This window comes from Streptomyces luteogriseus (assembly GCF_014205055.1).
GTDB lineage: Bacteria > Actinomycetota > Actinomycetes > Streptomycetales > Streptomycetaceae > Streptomyces > Streptomyces luteogriseus.
Genome location: NZ_JACHMS010000001.1, coordinates 5,412,700 through 5,430,024, shown reverse-complemented (window position 1 = coordinate 5,430,024; position 17,325 = coordinate 5,412,700). Strand labels below are relative to the sequence as shown.

Below are 17,325 nucleotides of genomic sequence, written 5' to 3'. Positions count from 1 at the left end.
GTCATGCCCCGGACTTGATGAGGGACTCGAGGTCCTTCTGCACGGCGGTCAGCGCCTTCTTGGCGCTGCGCTCCTTGCCGAGCCAGAAGTCGGCGAGGCCGTTGGAGATCGTGTCGATCATCTGGTTCCACTCGGGGATGAACGGCGCCCGGAAGACGAACGCGCTCGACTCGGCGAACACGCCCATGTCGACGTCCGTCTTCATCCACGACGGTTTGAGGAAGGCCTGGCTCTTCTGGACCGCCAGGTCGGCCGGCACGTCCTGGCCGGAGGCGATGATCATCTTCTGCGCCTCGGCGGAGGTGAGGAAGTCGATCGCCTTGAAGGCGTTGTCCCGCTGCTTGGAGGTGCGGGAGATCGCCAGGCCACTGCCGAACGCCGACACGGCCTGCTTCTTGCCGCGCCACATGGGCGCGATGTCCCAGCCGAACTTCACCTTCGTCAGGCCGGACATGACCCAGAAGCCGTTGGCGTGGGTGGCGACCTTCTGGTTGGGGAACGCCTGGTCGCCGCCGATGTCGGGACCCATGTCGGCGTAGTCCGCCTTGCTCGGCACCACCTTGTGCTTGAAGACCAGGTCGCCCGCCCACTGGAGCGCCTCGACGACTTCGTCGCTGTCGACGGCGGGGCGGCCCTGGGCGTCGATGATGGTGCCGCCGTTCTGGTACGCGAGGCTCCACCACTGCGGGAACCATTCGGCACCGCTGTATCCCCACACCTTGCCGGGGACCGTCAGCTCCTTGAACGCGTCGAGGGCGTCGTCCCAGGTCCAGTCCGCGGTGGGGGCCTTGATGCCCTTCTTGTCGAACATGTCCTTGTTGTAGAACACGGTGACCGCGCCCGAGCGGTCCGGGATCGCGTAGAGCTTGTCCTCGTACGTGTAGAGCGAGCCGGCCGGACCGAACCGCTGCCCGGGGTCGAGGTCGGCCTTCTTGGCGAGGTCGTCCAGGGGCAGCAACTGGTTCTTGCTGGAGTACGTGTTGACGCTCTCGGCGACCTGCATGATGTCCGGCCCGGTGCCGCCGGCGATCATCGTCTGCACCTTCTGCGGGTACGCGTCGCCCGGGATCAGCTGGAGCTTGACCTTCAGGTCCGGGTGCTTCTTGACCAGCAGGTCGATGCGGGCCTGATACGTCTTGCGGTCGGGGTCGCCGCCCCACACCGTCATCACCAGCGGAGCGTCGGCCGCACCGGCGCCGGACCCGCACGCCGTCAGCGTGAGGACCCCCGCCGCGACTCCCAGCCCCAGAAAACCCCGACGAGAAAACCGCGCGCTGTCAAGCGTCATGGCACTGCCCTTCCTTGAGACATGCACACGCCTTGAGGTCGCCCGGATGATCAGGCCGGACTTCGAATGGCGGTTAAAATAACCATCGTTTTAAGCCAGCGACAAGACCTTGTTTCGTGTGGGTTCAGTTGTGACCCGGAGCCCGCGGCAGCACAAAAGCGGGCATTGAAGGGGTTGTTGCAGGTGGTGCCCTTCAGCCGGGCAGGAAGGCGGCGATCGCCTCGTGGAGGCGGGCCGGCTGGTCCAGGTGGACGTCGTGGGCCGCGCCGGGGATGCACACCGTCACCATGTCCGGGCGGTGGGCGAGCATGGTGGGCCGTTCGTCGGGGCGCATCGTGCCGTGTTCGCCCTGGAGGAGGGTGGGGCAGGTGATGCGGGACCACTGCTCCCAGTAGGCGGTGGTGGCCAGTTCGGCGACCGAGGCGATGATCGTGGTGCGGTCGAAGGGCGGATGCCAGCCGTCTTCTCGTTGCTCCAGGGTCCTCGTCCATGCCTCGTGGCCGAGGAAGGCCTCCGCCTCGGCAACGGACGCGAAGGGGGTCGGCCAGCTGTCCAGCCAGGTGGCGATCTGCCACGGTGCCGGGTCAGTGCCTGTCTTCGATCCCACCCGGCAGAACGCCTGACGGTTCCTTCCGTGAGGCAAATTACAACGGCAGATTCCGTTTCGCCTGCCTCACGACACGACGGCACGGCAGACGATCAACGGGTCATGTCCCATGGCAATCTGCGGGCCTGCACGATGACTTGGAGCCGGAGGTACGCCGCTCGTGGCCGCGCACAGCAACCCCACCGTCAGGAGGCGCCGCCTAGGAGCCGAGCTCCGTCGGCTCCGCGAGGCCAGGGGGCTGAAGAGCACAGAAGTGGCCGAGCGGCTCATGGTCTCCCAGCCGAAGATCAGTCACCTGGAGAACGGCAACCGCGCCATCAGCCCCCGCGACGTGCGCGACCTGTGCGAGATCTACGACGTGACGGACCAGCAGGTCATCGACGCTCTGATGCAGATGGCCAGGGAATCCGGGCAGCAGGGCTGGTGGCACGCCTATGGCGACATCCCCCAGAGCGTCTACATCGCCCTGGAGACGGACGCCGCCTCCCTCCACATCTACGAGCCCATGGTGATCCCCGGGCTGCTGCAGACCCCCGCCTACGCCCACGCGGTCATCGAGGAAACGATCCCCCGGCTCACGGTCGAACAGGCTGCCGCGCGCCTCAAGGTACGGCTGCGCCGCCAGCACCGGATCTACGACCCGGCTACCCCGCTGCGCCTGTGGGTCGTCCTGGACGAATCGGTACTGCGTCGTGTCGTCGGCAGTCCCGACATCATGCGCGAACAACTGGAACACCTGATCGCGCTCAGCGCCGAGCCGCACATCACCGTGCAGATCCTCCCCTACACCGTGGGGGCCAACCCGGGCCTGTCAGGACAGTTCTCCATCCTGAGGTTCGTCGACACCCTCGACGCGGTGGTGTACCTGGAGCGGTTCACCAGCGACCTCTACCTGGAGAAACACTCCGACGTCCGGCACTACGGCGTGATGTACGACCACCTCCAGGCCCAGGCCCTCGACCCCGCCGACACCCTCGGCTTCATCACCGACGTCACCAAGGCGTACGTCGACGGGGCAGGCCGTCCCTGAGCGCGGTTCGCGAGGCTCCGGGAGCGTTCCCCGGGTTGCTCAAGACCGCGATCGAGAGCAGGCACTCAGGTCCGCCCGGCCGAACAGGAGGGCGTAGCCCGCGGGGAGTTGGGCCAGGATGCGGGTGATCAGGTCGTCGCCGATCAGGTTCGGCAGCGTACCGAGGACCGAGCTGACGTCCCAGCGGGCCGTGGCGGACGTGGCTCCGGGGGTGCGGGACGCGACCTCGTCGACGAACCGCGCGGCCGTCAGCCGCCGGGTGGCCGGGATCTGGGCGGCGATCAGCCGGGCGGCCTCGCCGGGCAGGGCGCGGGCGAGGTCGACCCGTTCGTCGCCGGTGACGTGGGTGCCGAGGGCGGCCAGGACGGTACGGGTGACCTGTTCCGCCTTCGACCGGGTGGGGTACAGGCCCGACTGCCTGACGGCTTCGATCAGTTGGGTCCAGGTGACGTCGTCGACCTGGGGGCGGGGCCTCGTGGTCACGCGTGGCACTGTCGCCGTGCTCATGTGCGGGGTTTTCCTCCGGGTGCGTGCGATGCGGTCCTGGGCCGCGCCGCCGGGCTCGTACCGGCGGCGCGAGACGGTGCGGGCGGTGGGGCGGGGTCAGCCGCTGAGCTGCCTGCGCCGGTCACCGCCCGTGATCTGGATGCGGCGGGGCTTGGCCTGCTCGGCCACCGGGATGCGCAGGGTCAGGACGCCGGACTCGTAGGAGGCGTCGATGCGCTCCGTGTCCAGCGTGTCGCCGAGGAACAGCTGGCGGGTGAAGGTGCCGGTGGGGCGTTCGGCGACGAGGGGTTCCGCGCCCTCGGGGGCGGGGGACCTGCGCTCGGCCCGGACGTTCAGGACGTTGCGCTCCACGTCCAGCTCGATCGTCTCCGGGTCGATGCCGGGGAGGTCGAAGTGGACGAAGAAGTCGTCCCCGGAACGGTAGGCGTCCATCGCCATCGCCGACGGGCGGGCGGTGTCGGGGCCGAACACCTGCTGGGTCAGTCGGTCGAGTTCACGGAAGGGGTCCGTGCGCATGAGCATCACTGGTCACTCCTCTCTTCGGACGCAGCCGGTGCGATGCCCTACGGTCTGCGTCTTCTTATATAGCTCGGAGGAGGAAACTTGACAAGCCTGGGCTCAGGTTCGGGTTTCCGGGGTGGGCGACACCTGCCGGGCCCCTGGCGCGTGGGTCCGGCAGCGTGGGGGCTAGCCTCAAGATCCCGAGCAGGGCGTAGGACGCAGGAGGCAGACATGGCGAAGGTTCCCAGCGCGGTGGTCGCCGCGAGCGGGCTCGTGGGCGGGTACGGCGTGGCCCGCTGGACCAGGCAACGACCGCTCGGCGGGGTCGTGCTGGCCGCGGCCGGGGTGGCGGCCGCACGGCAGTGGCGGCAGCAGGCCGGCGGGGTGGCCGCGGGGGCGCTGTCGGCCGCGTATGTCGCCGCCTTCGCCGGATCACATCCGCTGGCGAAGAAGGTGGGTGCCTGGCCCGCCGTGTTCGGGGTGGCGGGCGCCGTGGGGCTGGCGTCGTGGGCGGTGGCGGACCGGCGCGGCTGACCGGGCGGCCTGGGTGATCCGGCCGAGTCGGCCGGCCGGTGAGTCGGCCCAGCCGGTCGGCTCACCCCGGCCGGCACAGCGGAAGAAGCCGACACGGCAAAGAACCCGGCCCTGAATCCCAGGGCCGGGTTCTTGATCGGAGCGCCGGGCAGGCCTTGCACCTGCATCTCCCCACAGGAAGTGGGGCGTCTTTCCTTGGACCACCAACGCACTGTCCGCCGACCGGAGTTCCGGCGACTGGACGCAGATCAACTATAGCGCAGATTCTGTTGTCCCCTTCACCACCGGCCGTCTCCTCACCGTCCCCCGCAGGTACGGGACTTACGACGCCGAGGTACGACGACGTGACACGACAGATCAGCCGCGTGGCGATCCTCAACGCCTGGCCGGGGAAGCTGACCCGGCTGGAGGGCAGTGCCGACCGGTTCCTGGCGGCGGGGTTGGTTTCTCAGCCCCTTCCCCCTCCACCGTCTCCACTGCCCGCCGCCGTCAGCGGCTTGGCGATGTCCTCCAGGGAGCGGCGTTCCGCCTTCACCGCCAGGAGTGCCGCGACCAGGCCCGCCAGGCACATCAGCGTCGCGCCGATCGAGAAGGCGAGGACCGTGTCACCGACGACGCCGGACTCCGTGAGCTTGGCGAACAGCAGCGGGCCGCTGATGCCGCCGGCCGCCGTGCCGATGGCGTAGAAGAACGCGATGGACATGGCCCGGGTCTCCATCGGGAAGACCTCGGAGACGGTCAAGTAGGCGCTGGAGGCGCCGGCCGAGGCGAAGAAGAGGACCGCGCACCAGCAGGCCGTCATGGTGGACGCGCTCAGCGAGCCCTGGCCGAAGAGCCAGGCCGTGCCGAAGAGGAGCAGGCCGGACAGGATGTACGTGCCGGAGATCATGATGCGGCGGCCGACCGTGTCGAAGAGCTTCCCGAGGAGCAGCGGGCCGCAGAAGTTGCCGATGGCGATGACGGCGAAGTAGTAGCCGGTGCTGCCGCTCGGGACGTCGAAGAACGTCGTCAGGATCGCGCCGAAGCCGAAGGTGATCGCGTTGTAGAGGAACGCCTGGCCGATGAAGAGGGAGAAGCCGAGGATGGCGCGCTTGCGGTAGTCGGAGAAGACCGTGCGGCCGATCTCCAGGAAAGAGACGCTGCGGCGCTGGTGGATGGTGAGCTCGCCCTCGGGGCGCGGCAGCGAATCCTTCCGCTCCTCCTCGATCTTGCGTTCGATGGAGGAGACGATGCGTTCCGCTTCGTCGTCGCGGCCGTGGATCAGCAGCCAGCGTGGGCTTTCGGGGACGTGGCGGCGGACGAGGAGGATCACCAGGGCGAGGACCGCGCCGAGCGCGAAGGTGAGGCGCCAGCCGACGTTCGCCGCGAAGATGTCGGTGTCCAGGGCGACGATCGACAGCAGCGAGCCGAAGACCGCGCCCAGCCAGAAGCTGCCGTTGATCATCAGGTCGGTGCGGCCGCGGTACTCCTTGGGGATCAGCTCGTCGATCGCGGAGTTGATGGCCGCGTACTCGCCGCCGATGCCGAAGCCGGTGAGGAAGCGGAAGAGGAAGAACCACCAGGTGTCGAAGGAGATCGCGGTGAGGGCGGTGGCCGCGAGGTACACGGCCAGCGTGATCATGAAGAGTTTTTTACGCCCCCACTTGTCGGTGAGGCGGCCCCAGAAGAGGGCGCCCAGGCAGGCACCCGCCACATACAGGGCGGCTGCCATGCCGGTGACCTCGCCGGACGTGATGGGCAGGCCGCTGCCGGGCTCCGACAGGCGGCTGGCGATGTTGCCGACGACGGTGACTTCGAGACCGTCGAGGATCCACACGGTGCCGAGGCCGATGACGATCGTCCAGTGCCAGCGCGACCACGGGAGGCGGTCGAGGCGGGCGGGGATGTCGGTGGTGATGGTTCGGCCGGTCCCGGCCTGCGCGGTGGTCATGGGCTCCCTCCTCATCGAGCGGACCCCGGTTCGGGTGCCCTGAGCGGTTTCTCTTACGCCCTGAGATACCTCTCTCGCGCCCGGAGCCACCTCGCCGCGCCCTGAACCGCCTCTCTCGCACCCTGAACCACTCGCTCAGGCCTGGACTGCCCCTCTCACGCCCCGAGTCACTCGCTCAGGCCTGAACTGCCCCTCTCACGCCCCGAGCGCGTGCGACACCGTGTAGATCAGCAGACCGGCCAGGGAGCCGACGACCGTGCCGTTGATGCGGATGAACTGAAGGTCGCGGCCGATGTTGGCCTCGATCTTCCGCGTGGTGTGCTCGGCGTCCCAGCTCGCCACCGTGTCGGTGATCAGGGAGGTGATCTCCTTGCGGTAGGTGGTGACGACGTAGACGGCCGCGTCCTCCACCCACTTGTCGACCTTGTCCTGGACCTTGCGCTCGGCCGCCATCCGCGAGCCGAGCGACAGCAGGGACGCCCGCACGCGCAGCCGCAGTTCGCTGCGCTCGTCCTCCGCCGCCGCGACGATCATGGACCGTACGGCCGTCCAGGCGCTGGCGATGAGGTCCTGGACCTCGCCGCGGCCCAGCACCTCGCCCTTGAGCCGCTCGACGCGGGCGCGGGTGTCGGTGTCGGACTGGAGGTCGGAGGCGAAGTCTGTGAGGAACCGGTCGAGGGCGCCACGCGCGGGGTGGCCGGGCATGTCGCGCATCTCGGTGACGAAGCGCAGCAGTTCCTTGTAGACGCGCTCGCCGACCTTCTTGTCGACGAACTTCGGGGTCCAGCCGGGGGCGCCGCCCTGTACGGCGTCCATCACGGAGTCGCTGTGCAGCACGAGCCAGTCGTGGGCGCGGGTGACGACGAGGTCGACAACGCGTTTGTGGCCGCCGTCGGCGACGACCTTCTCCAGCATCTTGCCGATGCCGGGCCCGATCTCCTGGGCGCCCGCGCGGCGGGTGATGGCCTCGCCGACCACGGCCTGGACGTCGGAGTCGCGCAGGACCGTCAGGGCGCCGCGCAGGGCCGTGGACAGCTCGGCGGTGACCCGGTCGGCGTGCTCGGGGACGGCGAGCCAGGCGCCGAGGCGGCTGCCGATGCCGACGGCGCGCAACCGCTGCCGTACGACGTCCTCGGAGAGGAAGTTCTCGCCGACGAACTCGCCCAGGGAGACGCCGAGCTGGTCCTTCTTGGTGGGGATGATCGCGGTGTGCGGGATGGGGATGCCGAGCGGGTGCCGGAAGAGGGCGGTGACGGCGAACCAGTCGGCGAGCGCGCCGACCATGCCCGCCTCGGAGGCGGCGGCGACGTAGGCCGCCCAGGTCCCGGCGCCGGAGTTGTGCGCCCACGTGGACAGGACGTAGACCAGCGCCACGAACACCAGCAGTCCGGTGGCGGTGAGCTTCATCCGGCGTACGCCGCGCTGTTTCTCCTCGTCCGCCGGGCTGAACGTCGTCATCGCACGGTTCACGGCGACGCCGGGGCGGGCATGCTGCCCTCCGGCACCGGCACCGTTTTCTACTGCTTTCGTCCGTTCCATCCGCTCCACCCGCTTGGTGATCCCGCACACATTGTCCCTTCCTGACCGACTCCTGGAACGGAACAGGAGTTCCCGGCGTCTGTCGGGAGGGGGTAATGCCATGGGGTCCTGTGAGCTCCCCCCGGCCCATGCCGCATCATGGGCACATCAGATCGGAGCCTTGGGCTCCCATCGCCCGAGGAGAACTGAACAGCATGACCCGAGGACGTGCCGGGGGTGTGGGGGAATCCCCCACTAAGTACCGCGCCCTCCTGGCCTTGGTCGTCGCAGCGATCATGGCCCTTTCCACCGCCATATACGTCGGAGTGGGGTCCGACGACGGCCGGCGCAACCGGAACGCCCTCGGCGACGGTCGCGCCCCTCACAACTCCGCCGCACCCGCCTCCACCGGCACCTGGGTCGGCACCTGGTCCGCGTCCCCCTCCGCCGCCGAACCCGGCACCGAGGCCACGGGCATGGCGGACCGTTCGGTCCGCAACGTCGTCCACACCAGTGTCGGCGGTACGAGTGCCCGCGTGACGCTGTCCAATCTCTACGGCCAGTCGCCGCTGAGCATCACGCGGGCGACGATCGCCGTCTCCGCGGGCAGCGGCACGGCGGCGGCACTCGCGGACACCATGCGGCAGCTGACCTTCGGCGGCGGCCCCACGGTCGTCATCCCGCCCGGCCGGCAGGTGATGAGCGACGCCGTACGGGTCGTCGTCCCGCACGACTCCGACGTCCTGATCACCACCTACTCGCCGACCAGCTCCGGCCCGGTCACCTACCACCGCCACGCCCGCCAGATCTCCTATGTCGCCCAGGGCGACGTCACGCAGGACACCACGGGCACGCCGTACACCGAGCGGACCGGGTCCTGGCGGTACCTGACCGCGCTGGACCTGCTGAGCAACGAGTCCGACGGCACGGTCGTCGTCCTCGGCGACTCTCTGACGGACGGCATCACCTCCACGCCGGACACCAACAGCCGGTGGACCGACGTGCTCTCCGACCGGCTGCGCGCGGAGATCGCGGCCGGCCGGGACCTGCCCCGCTACAGCGTCGTCAACCAGGGCATCAGCGGCAACCAGGTCCTCGCCGACGGGCTCGGCCGCCCCGCGGACAACCCCAGCGGGCTGAACCGCTTCGGGCGGGACGTGCTGGAGCGGACGAACGTCAAGGTCGTCGTCATCGACCTCGGCGTCAACGACATCCTGCGCAACCCGCGGCTCGCCGACCCGAACGCGATCATCGCCGGGCTGCGCACGATGGTGGGACAGGCCCACGCGCGCGGCGTGAAGGTGGTCGGAGCGACACTGATGCCGTTCTACGGGCACCGGGGTTACACGGAGGCGCGCGAGGCGGTACGCCAGACGATCAACGCGCAGATCCGCGCCGGGCGGGTGTACGACGCCGTGGCCGACTTCGACCAGGCGCTGCGTGACCCGTACGACCCGCGGCGGCTGCGGTCCGACTACGACTCGGGCGACCATCTGCACCCCAGCGACAAGGGGTACGCGCGGATGGCGGAGTCGTTCGACCTGGAGACGCTGAAGGGGTCGGCGCCGGCGGAGCTGTAGTCCCGCCTCGCACCGCCCGTCTCGCCCCGTGCCCGTCGCCTGCCCGCAGGCGGCGGGCACACGGCTGCCGGGCTGGGCGTCGCCCGTATTGCCGAGGCTCGGTGCCACCCGCGCTGCCGGGACCCTGCCGCCCGCAGTGCCGAGGCTCAGTGCCCCCGCGCTGCCGGGGCCGTACCGCTCGCAGTGCGGGGGCTCAGCGCTCCCCGTCCAGCTCCCGTCGCCCCGCCCTGCGCTCCAGCTTCTCCTGGCGGCGCTCCTCCCGGATGCGCAGCTTCTCCGCCCGGGTCAGCTTCCGCTGGACCCCGACGCCGCCCCACAGCGCGAACCCGGTCACGATCACCCGCGGGGCGCCCGGCTCCCCGGGCACACCCTCCTCGCGGTGGTCGAAGCCGCCCATGACGCCGATGCCGCGGACGACGACCTCGACCCCGGGCGGCACGATCACATCCACCCCGCCCATGATCGCGAAGGCGTTGATCTCGACCTCGCGGTCCGTGAAGTTCGCCTCGCGCAGGTCGATCTCCCCGCCGCCCCAGAAGGCGAGGCAGGTGAACCGCCGGGGCATCGTCCAGTGCCCCTTGCGCTGGAAGCCGGACATCACGGCGACGGCCCACGTGGAGGACCCCTCGCCGCCGGTGATCCGCCCGGACCAGTCCGGGCCGGCCGCCGGGTCCTTCGTCAGGGACACCGCCGGGACCGTCACGCCCGCGGCCGGCAGATCCCGGGTGATCGGCGCCAGTTCCCCGTACGTCCGGGCCTTGTACGTCGCGTCGAGCCGCTCCTCGAACTCCTCCATGTCCAGGCGCCCCTCGGCGAGGGCGTCCCGCAGGATGCCGGCGACCTGTTCACGGTCGGCGTCGGAGGCTCGGAGGTCCGGGACGGCGTCGTCGGTCATACACAGCAGCCTACGAGTTCACCCCGGCCGGGGGCTACGAGATCGCCCGCTCGGCCTGTTCCCCGTACATGGTGGCGATGACCGCCTCGATGTCCGGCTCCCGCACCGACAGGTCCACCAGCGGGTACTCGGCCGCGATCCGCGCCACGAGCGGCGCCGCCGACTCCCCCGCCGGGAACGCCAGCCACTGGCGCGGACCCTCCACGCGGACGACCCGCGCGGGCGCCGGGGCGTCGATCGGCGGCAGTTCCCGCTCCAGGTCCACGACCAGGGTCCGCTCGCTCTCCCCGACCTCGTGCAGCCCGGCGAGCGGACCGTCGTACATCAGACGCCCGTGGTCGATGACCATCACCCGCTTGCACAACTGCTCGATGTCCTGGAGGTCGTGCGTGGTCAGCAGCACCGTGGTGCCGCGCTCGGTGTTCAACTCCCGCAGGAACTCCCGCACCTTGGACTTGGAGATCACGTCGAGACCGATGGTCGGCTCGTCCAGGTACAGGACCTCCGGATCGTGCAGCAGCGCCGCCACGATGTCGCCGCGCATCCGCTGACCGAGGGAGAGTTGCCGTACCGGCACGTCCAGCAGGTCGCCCAGGTCGAGGAGTTCGACCAGCCGGTCGAGGTTCTCCCGGTAACGGGCGTCCGGGATCCGGTACATGCGGTGCATCAGCCGGTAGGAGTCCAGCAGCGGCAGGTCCCACCACAGCGTCGTGCGCTGCCCGAACACCACGCCGATGCGGTGCGCGAGCCGTGTCCGCTCCCGGGAGGGGTCGATGCCCGCCACCCGCAGCCGGCCCGCGCTGGGGGTGAGGATGCCGGTCAGCATCTTGATCGTGGTGGACTTACCGGCACCGTTGGGGCCGATGTAGCCGACCATCTCGCCGCGTTCCACCCGGAAGGAGATCGAGTCGACGGCCCGCACCTGCCGCCGCTCCCGCTTCATGAAGCCGGTCTTCTTGCGCACCTCGAAGACCTTCTCCACACCGTCGAGTTCGATGAACCCGCCTTCCGATCCGCCTTCCTGGCTGGACCCGCTCTCCGACCCGGTCAACTCAACTCCCTGTACTCCGGTACGAACGAAGCCCCGTCCGCCACGCCAGCCCGGCCAGGACACAGCAGGCCACCGCGACCAGCGGCGACGCGAAGGCCGCCCACCCCGGCAGCCCGATCGGGTACGGCCGCCCCAGCACGTGGGCGGCGGGCACCCAGTTGACGAAAGCCAACGGCAGCATGAAGGTCACGCCCCGCACCAGCTCCTTGCCGAACACCGACGGCGGATACTGCAACAGCGTCGTCCCGCCGTAGGTGAAGGCGTTCTGCACCTCGGCCGCGTCCTGCGCGTAGATCTGGAAGGCCGCGCCCGCCACGAACACCGCCGAGAAGATCGCCGCGCCGCTGACCACCATCACCGGCACCAGCAGCACCTTCGCCGCGCTCCAGTCGACGTCCACCGACGCCAGCGCCCAGCCCAGCACCACCGCGCCCTGGGTGATCCTGCCCAGCCGCCGCAGCGCGAACCGGTCCGCCCCGACCTGCGCGAGCACCGGCGCCGGACGCACCAGCAGCGTGTCGAAGGAACCGTCGCGCATCCGGGCGCCCAGGACGTCCATCGAGCCCAGGGCCAGATCGGCGATCCCGAACGACGTCACGGACAGCCCGTACAGGAAGGCGACCTCGGGCAGCGACCAGCCGCCCAGCGAGTCCACCTGCGAGAACATCAGCAGGATCCCCACGAAGTCCAGGCCGGTCACCGTCAGGTTCCCGAACACCGTGACGACGAACGAGGCGCGGTAGGTCATGCTGGAGCGCACCCACATCCCGGCGATCAGCCGGTAGGCCCGCAGCCCCTCGGCCACAGCACCGCGCTCACCCACCCTGCACCACCACCCGCCGCGTCGCCGCCGACTGCATCAGCCGCCCCGCCCCCAGCAGCACCACCGCCCAGGCCGCCTGGAAGACGAACGCCCCGAGCGGGTCCGTCTCCCCCATCAGCACGTCCGCCGGCATCTGGATCTGCGCCGCCCACGGCAGCACCCGCACGATCTCCCCGAAGACCCCCGGGAAGGCGTTCAGCGGCAGCACCATGCCCGAGAAGAAGATGCCCGTGACCATCAGGACCTGGTTCACGCCCATGCCGTCCATCAGCCAGAACACGCTCAAGGCCGCCAGGTAGCGGATCGCGAAGCTCACGAGCGTCGCCAGCAGCAGCGTCACCACGAACGCCGCCCACCGGCCGGCCTCCGTCGGCAGCGCCATCGGGAAGAAGACCGCGCCGAACACGAACGGGACCACCCCCCGCCCCAGCATCTGGAACAGCGCCCGGCCCACGTCTCCCGCCAGCCACCACAGTTGAAGATCGGCCGGCCGGTACAGGTCGACGGCGATCTCACCGGTGCGGATGCGCTCCATCAGATCCTTCTCGGCGCCGCCGCCCTGGATCGCCAGCGTCGCGTAGAGGCACTGGCCCAGCCACACATAGGTCACCGCCTGCGCCTGGTCGTACCCCCCGAGATGCGGCTTCTCGTCCCACAGCGCCAGATACGTGTAGACGAGGATGACGCCGAAGACCGTGTTGGTGAACACCCCGGCCACCGTGGCCGCCCGGTACGTCGCGTACCGCCGGAAGCCACCCGCCGCGACGGCCGCGTACAACCGTCCCGAGCCCACATCCACCGCCCTCCTCGCCGCCAGGCACCGAAGCGCAGGAGCCTAGTGGCCCGACGAACGGGCGTGCCACGCAATTTAGGGGAGCGGCGAGGGCGCCGGGGGCGGGTGCGGACCGGCCCAGACGGTACGATCCGTTGCGTCCGCGTGGGCCGAGGCGCCCGTGGCCAGGGCGAGCGGCGTGGCGGCGGTGCCGGCCGGGCGGAGCGTACGAGCCGTCGCGATCCACGGCCGTGTCCCCCTTCGGGCGAATGTCGCGCAGGCGAGATCACGATTCGGGCAGGCGTGCGCAACAACGCGTTTGACCCCGTGCCCGCCCGCGCACCCACTCGCATGCGGCCCGCCTCACCACACGGCGCACGACCCGGCCCTCGATCAGGGAACTGATCAACGGATGGGACAGTCTTCATCACAGGGGCGCAAGAGCGAGCAGAGACGTACGGAACGACGTACGACGCGAAACAGGAGTCCGTGCACGACATGAGTGACGAGCCTCAGCCGCAGCAGCCGAACCCGGGCTGGGCATCGAGAGAGCCGCAGGCGCACGCCGACGGCGACCCGGGCACGCCCGGGACCACGGCGGCCGGGAAACCGAAGCGGACCGGCTGGCGCCGGATCATCCCGACCTGGCGCATGACGCTCGGCGCCTTCGTCATCGTCGTCCTGCTGCTGGCCGGCGGCTTCTTCCTGGGCTACTCGCTGGTGAAGATCCCCCCGGCCAACGCGCTCGCCACCAAGCAGGCCAACGTCTACCTCTACGCGGACGGCTCCGTGATCGCCCGCGACGGCGAGGTCAACCGCGAGAACGTCACGCTCCCGCAGATCTCCAAGGACGCCCAGCACGCGATCCTGGCCGCCGAGGACCGCGACTTCTACACGGAGTCCGCCGTCGACCCCAAGGCCATGGTCCGCGCCGCCTGGAACACCGCCCTCGGCAAGGGCAAGCAGTCCGGCTCCACGATCACCCAGCAGTACGTGAAGAACTACTACCTGCGCCAGGACCAGACCGTCACGCGCAAGGCCAAGGAGTTCTTCATCGCGATCAAGCTGGACCGCGAGGTCAGCAAGGACCACATCCTCGAGGGCTACCTCAACACCAGCTACTTCGGCCGCAACGCCTACGGCATCCAGGCCGCCGCCCAGGCCTACTACGGCAAGGACGCCAAGGACCTCGACCCGGGCCGCGCCGCCTACCTCGCCGCGCTGGTCAACGCGCCCAGCCAGTACGACATCGTCGCCCACCCCGAGAACCGCAAGGCCGCCGAGTCCCGCTGGAACTACGTCCTGGACGGCATGGTCAAGAAGGGCTGGCTCAGCGAGTCGAAGCGCACCGGCATGAAGTTCCCCATGCCGAAGGAGTCCACCCTCTCCACCGGCATGTCCGGGCAGCGCGGCTACATCGTCCGGATCGTCAAGGACTACCTCACCGAGAACAAGATCATCGACGAGAGCAAGCTCGACGCCGGCGGCTACCGCATCACGACGACCCTGCAGAAGGGCAAGCAGGACGCGTTCGTGAAGGCCGTCAACGACAAGCTGATGTCCAAGCTCGACAAGAAGAACAACAAGGTCGACACCTACGTCCGCGCCGGCGGCGCCTCCGTCGATCCCAAGACCGGCAAGGTCGTGGCGATGTACAACGGCGTCGACTACGTCAAGCAGTACACCCCGAACGCCACCCGCAGGGACTTCCAGGTCGGCTCCACCTTCAAGCCGTTCGTGTTCACCTCGGCCGTCGAGAACCACTCGGAGACCCAGGACGGCCGCGTCATCACCCCGAACACCATCTACGACGGCACCAACAAGCGTTCCGTGCAGGGCTGGACCGGCGACCCCTACGCCCCCGAGAACGAGGACCAGCGCTCCTACGGCGACATCACCGTCACCGAGGCCACCGACAGCTCCGTGAACTCGGTGTACGCGCAGATGGCCGCCGACGTCGGCCCCGCGAAGGTCAAGCAGACCGCGATCGACCTCGGCGTCCCCGAGGCCACCCCCGACCTCGCCGACGGCCCCGCCATCGCGCTCGGCACCGCCACCGCCAGCGTCCTCGACATGGCGGAGGCCTACGCCACCCTCGCCAACCACGGCCGGCACGGCACGTACACGATGGTCGAGAAGGTCACCAAGGAGGGTGCGCCGATCGACCTGCCCGAGCGGCGCACCCGGCAGGCCGTGAGCCGCGAGGCCGCCGACACCACCACCTCGATGCTGCAGAGCGTCGTCCAGAACGGCACCGCCTCCGCGGCGCAGGCCGCCGGGCGCCCCGTGGCAGGCAAGACCGGCACCGCCGAGGAGGACACGGCGGCCTGGTTCGCGGGCTACACCCCCGACCTCGCCACCGTCGTCTCCGTCATGGGCCAGGACCCCGTCACCGCCGCCCACAAGTCCCTGTACGGCGCCATGGGCCTGGACCGCGTCAACGGCGGCGGCGCACCCGCGGAGATCTGGACGCAGTTCACCGAGGACGCCCTCGAGGGCAAGCCCGCCAGGGAGTTCGACCTCAGGCTCCAGCCCGGCGCCGACGTCTCGCAGGCCCCCAGCAGCGAGGCCCCGACCGACCCGACCACCGGTGGTACCACCGACGGCGGCTCGACCACCGGCGGCGAGGACACCGGCACCGAGACGCCCGACGAGAGCCCCAGCGCCCCCGAGGGGCAGACCGAGGGCCAGACCGACGGCGGCACCACCGACGGCGGCACCGGCGGCGAGTCCCCCACCGGCGGCGGCACCGCGGACGGCGGCACGAGCGACGGCGGTACGACGGACGGAGGCACGGCCGACGGCGGCACCACGGAGGGCGGTGGCGGCGGCGACACGAGCGACGGCGGCGCGACGGGCGGCCCGACCGGCCCCGGCTGGGGCGTGGTCCCGCAGGGCGCCCGCCGCGAGTAGCGCGGAGCCCGTGCCCGGCCAGGTCAGTGGCCGCTGATCACCTTCAGCGGCACGACGGCTCAGTGCCCGCTGGTCGCCTTCAGCCCCACCACGGCGACCAGCAGCAGGCACACGAAGAAGATCCGGGCGGCGGTCGCCGGCTCACCCAGCACCGCCATGCCGAACACCGCCGCCCCGGCCGCACCGATCCCCACCCACACGCCGTAGGCGGTACCGATGGGCAGGGTCTTGGCGGCCTGCGACAGCAGCAGCATGCTGGCGACGATGCCGGCGCCGGTGAGCACGCTGGGCAGCGGGCGCGTGAAGCCGTCGGTGTACTTCATGCCGACGGACCACCCCACCTCGAGCAGACCGGCGACGACGAGCAGAACCCAGGCCATGACGGGCACCTTCCGGAAACGGGCTGACGGTGTCGGTGCGTCGTCTTTGCCTTGATCCCGGTACGGCGCGTCTCGTCGGGGGTACCTCCAACGTAGCAAAGCCCCACGGCACGGCGACGGGGCCGGTGACCAGGGTCACCGGCCCCTTTCCGTACGGCTGTCGCCGGTCCTACAGGTACAGGCCGGTCGAGTCCTCGGCACCCTCGAACCGGTCCGCGGCCACGGCGTGCAGATCACGCTCGCGCATGAGCACGTACGCGATCCCCCGCACCTCGACCTCGGCACGGTCCTCCGGGTCGTACAGCACCCGGTCGCCCGTCTCCACGGTCCGCACGTTCTGCCCCACCGCGACGACCTCGGCCCACGCCAGCCGCCGGCCGACCGCGGCCGTGGCGGGGATCAGGATGCCGCCGCCGGAACGCCGCTCGCCCTCGCTGGTGTCCTGCCGCACGAGTACGCGGTCGTGCAGCATCCGGATGGGCAGCTTGTCCGGGTGGGTACTGTGCTCGTTTCTCTTGGCGCTCACGCCCTGAAACCTACCTGTCTTCCCCGCAAACGCACGCAGTCGGGTCAGCCCTTGCGGCGCCGCGTACTGACCGCGAGCAGCCCGACCAAGCCCACGACGACGAGCGCGACGGGCACGACCCGCTCCAGCCGGGGTGCGCCGTCCTCGTCCACGAACTGGGCCCGCACGTCCGTGACGGCCCGGTTGACCCCCACGTAGGCCCGTCCGAGGGTGTGGTCGATGTTGGAAGCGACCTTGGCCTTGGCATCGCCGACGATCGTCTTCGGGTGCACCCGCACCCCGAGCTCGTCGAGCGTCTCGGCCAGGGTCGCGCGGCGGCGCCTGATGTCCGCCTCGATCTGCGCCGGGGTCCTGGTGTCCGCCGTGTCCGCCACCGTGTCGCCTTTCGAAGTCGGTGTGAAGCCTGTGCCGGACAGTCTGTCAGCTCCACGGCTCATCGCACCGCCCCGACCCCCGGTTACCCTGGCCTG

17 protein-coding genes and 1 riboswitch are annotated in these 17,325 nt (G+C 70.1%); of the genes, 4 read left to right on the top strand and 13 right to left on the bottom strand.

Annotated elements, in window-relative coordinates; genetic code table 11:
- Position 1: 1 nt before the first annotated feature.
- Positions 2-1,288, bottom strand: coding sequence for an ABC transporter substrate-binding protein (locus BJ965_RS24085; protein WP_184910662.1), 1,287 nt, complete (start codon positions 1,286-1,288; stop codon positions 2-4).
- Between the two features lie 193 nt (positions 1,289-1,481).
- Complete coding sequence (locus BJ965_RS24080) at positions 1,482-1,895, bottom strand: alpha/beta fold hydrolase (protein ID WP_184910660.1); 414 nt, start codon at positions 1,893-1,895, stop codon at positions 1,482-1,484.
- A gap of 160 nt (positions 1,896-2,055) precedes the next feature.
- Between BJ965_RS24080 and BJ965_RS24075 the strand changes: the two genes are divergently transcribed.
- A complete protein-coding gene (locus BJ965_RS24075) occupies positions 2,056-2,925 on the top strand; it encodes a helix-turn-helix domain-containing protein (RefSeq protein WP_184910658.1) in 870 nt (289 codons plus the stop codon).
- A gap of 39 nt (positions 2,926-2,964) precedes the next feature.
- Here the strand turns inward: BJ965_RS24075 and BJ965_RS24070 are convergent, their stop codons facing one another.
- Positions 2,965-3,432: a DUF2267 domain-containing protein gene (locus BJ965_RS24070; RefSeq protein WP_184910656.1), complete on the bottom strand. Its 468-nt coding sequence runs from the start codon at positions 3,430-3,432 to the stop codon at positions 2,965-2,967.
- Positions 3,433-3,528: 96 nt separating this feature from the next.
- A complete protein-coding gene (locus BJ965_RS24065; protein ID WP_030837883.1) occupies positions 3,529-3,954 on the bottom strand; it encodes an Hsp20/alpha crystallin family protein in 426 nt (141 codons plus the stop codon).
- Between the two features lie 210 nt (positions 3,955-4,164).
- On the opposite strand from BJ965_RS24065, the gene BJ965_RS24060 reads away from it, so the two are divergent.
- Positions 4,165-4,467: a hypothetical protein gene (locus BJ965_RS24060; RefSeq protein WP_030837881.1), complete on the top strand. Its 303-nt coding sequence runs from the start codon at positions 4,165-4,167 to the stop codon at positions 4,465-4,467.
- Between the two features lie 448 nt (positions 4,468-4,915).
- On the opposite strand, the gene BJ965_RS24055 is transcribed toward BJ965_RS24060, so the two are convergent.
- The gene (locus BJ965_RS24055) at positions 4,916-6,397 is read right to left on the bottom strand and encodes an MFS transporter (protein ID WP_184910654.1); all 1,482 of its coding nucleotides are present in this window, start codon (positions 6,395-6,397) and stop codon (positions 4,916-4,918) included.
- Positions 6,398-6,592: 195 nt separating this feature from the next.
- Positions 6,593-7,936 carry a DUF445 domain-containing protein gene (locus BJ965_RS24050; RefSeq protein WP_221514105.1) on the bottom strand — a complete coding sequence of 448 codons (1,344 nt, stop codon included), beginning with the start codon at positions 7,934-7,936 and terminating at the stop codon, positions 6,593-6,595.
- 194 nt (positions 7,937-8,130) lie between these two features.
- Here BJ965_RS24050 and BJ965_RS24045 point away from each other — a divergent pair, with 194 nt between their 5' ends.
- Complete coding sequence (locus tag BJ965_RS24045) at positions 8,131-9,495, top strand: SGNH/GDSL hydrolase family protein (RefSeq protein WP_184910650.1); 1,365 nt, start codon at positions 8,131-8,133, stop codon at positions 9,493-9,495.
- Between the two features lie 193 nt (positions 9,496-9,688).
- Here the strand turns inward: BJ965_RS24045 and BJ965_RS24040 are convergent, their stop codons facing one another.
- The 4 genes from BJ965_RS24040 to BJ965_RS24025 are packed head-to-tail and all read right to left on the bottom strand — an operon-like array spanning position 9,689 to position 13,057.
- On the bottom strand, positions 9,689-10,390 hold the full coding sequence (locus tag BJ965_RS24040) for a DUF1707 SHOCT-like domain-containing protein (RefSeq protein ID WP_184910648.1): 702 nt from the start codon (positions 10,388-10,390) through the stop codon (positions 9,689-9,691).
- Positions 10,391-10,424: 34 nt separating this feature from the next.
- The gene (locus BJ965_RS24035; protein WP_184910646.1) at positions 10,425-11,441 is read right to left on the bottom strand and encodes an ABC transporter ATP-binding protein; all 1,017 of its coding nucleotides are present in this window, start codon (positions 11,439-11,441) and stop codon (positions 10,425-10,427) included.
- Between the two features lies 1 nt (position 11,442).
- Positions 11,443-12,207, bottom strand: a complete 765-nt coding sequence (locus tag BJ965_RS24030) for an ABC transporter permease (RefSeq protein WP_221514104.1) — start codon at positions 12,205-12,207, stop codon at positions 11,443-11,445.
- 49 nt (positions 12,208-12,256) lie between these two features.
- Positions 12,257-13,057: an ABC transporter permease gene (locus BJ965_RS24025; protein WP_184917485.1), complete on the bottom strand. Its 801-nt coding sequence runs from the start codon at positions 13,055-13,057 to the stop codon at positions 12,257-12,259.
- A 477-nt stretch (positions 13,058-13,534) separates the two neighbouring features.
- On the opposite strand from BJ965_RS24025, the gene BJ965_RS24020 reads away from it, so the two are divergent.
- Entirely contained in the window at positions 13,535-15,949 is a 2,415-nt protein-coding gene (locus tag BJ965_RS24020) for a transglycosylase domain-containing protein (RefSeq protein ID WP_184910642.1), read from the top strand.
- A 59-nt stretch (positions 15,950-16,008) separates the two neighbouring features.
- On the opposite strand, the gene BJ965_RS24015 is transcribed toward BJ965_RS24020, so the two are convergent.
- The 3 genes from BJ965_RS24015 to BJ965_RS24005 form a co-directional block, all read right to left on the bottom strand.
- Entirely contained in the window at positions 16,009-16,329 is a 321-nt protein-coding gene (locus BJ965_RS24015; RefSeq protein ID WP_031140108.1) for a DMT family transporter, read from the bottom strand.
- Between the two features lie 34 nt (positions 16,330-16,363).
- Positions 16,364-16,431: riboswitch (guanidine-III (ykkC-III) riboswitch) on the bottom strand.
- 67 nt (positions 16,432-16,498) lie between these two features.
- Complete coding sequence (locus BJ965_RS24010; protein WP_030837851.1) at positions 16,499-16,855, bottom strand: GroES family chaperonin; 357 nt, start codon at positions 16,853-16,855, stop codon at positions 16,499-16,501.
- Between the two features lie 44 nt (positions 16,856-16,899).
- The gene (locus tag BJ965_RS24005; protein WP_184910640.1) at positions 16,900-17,229 is read right to left on the bottom strand and encodes a DUF3618 domain-containing protein; all 330 of its coding nucleotides are present in this window, start codon (positions 17,227-17,229) and stop codon (positions 16,900-16,902) included.
- Between the last annotated feature and the right edge of the window lie 96 nt (positions 17,230-17,325).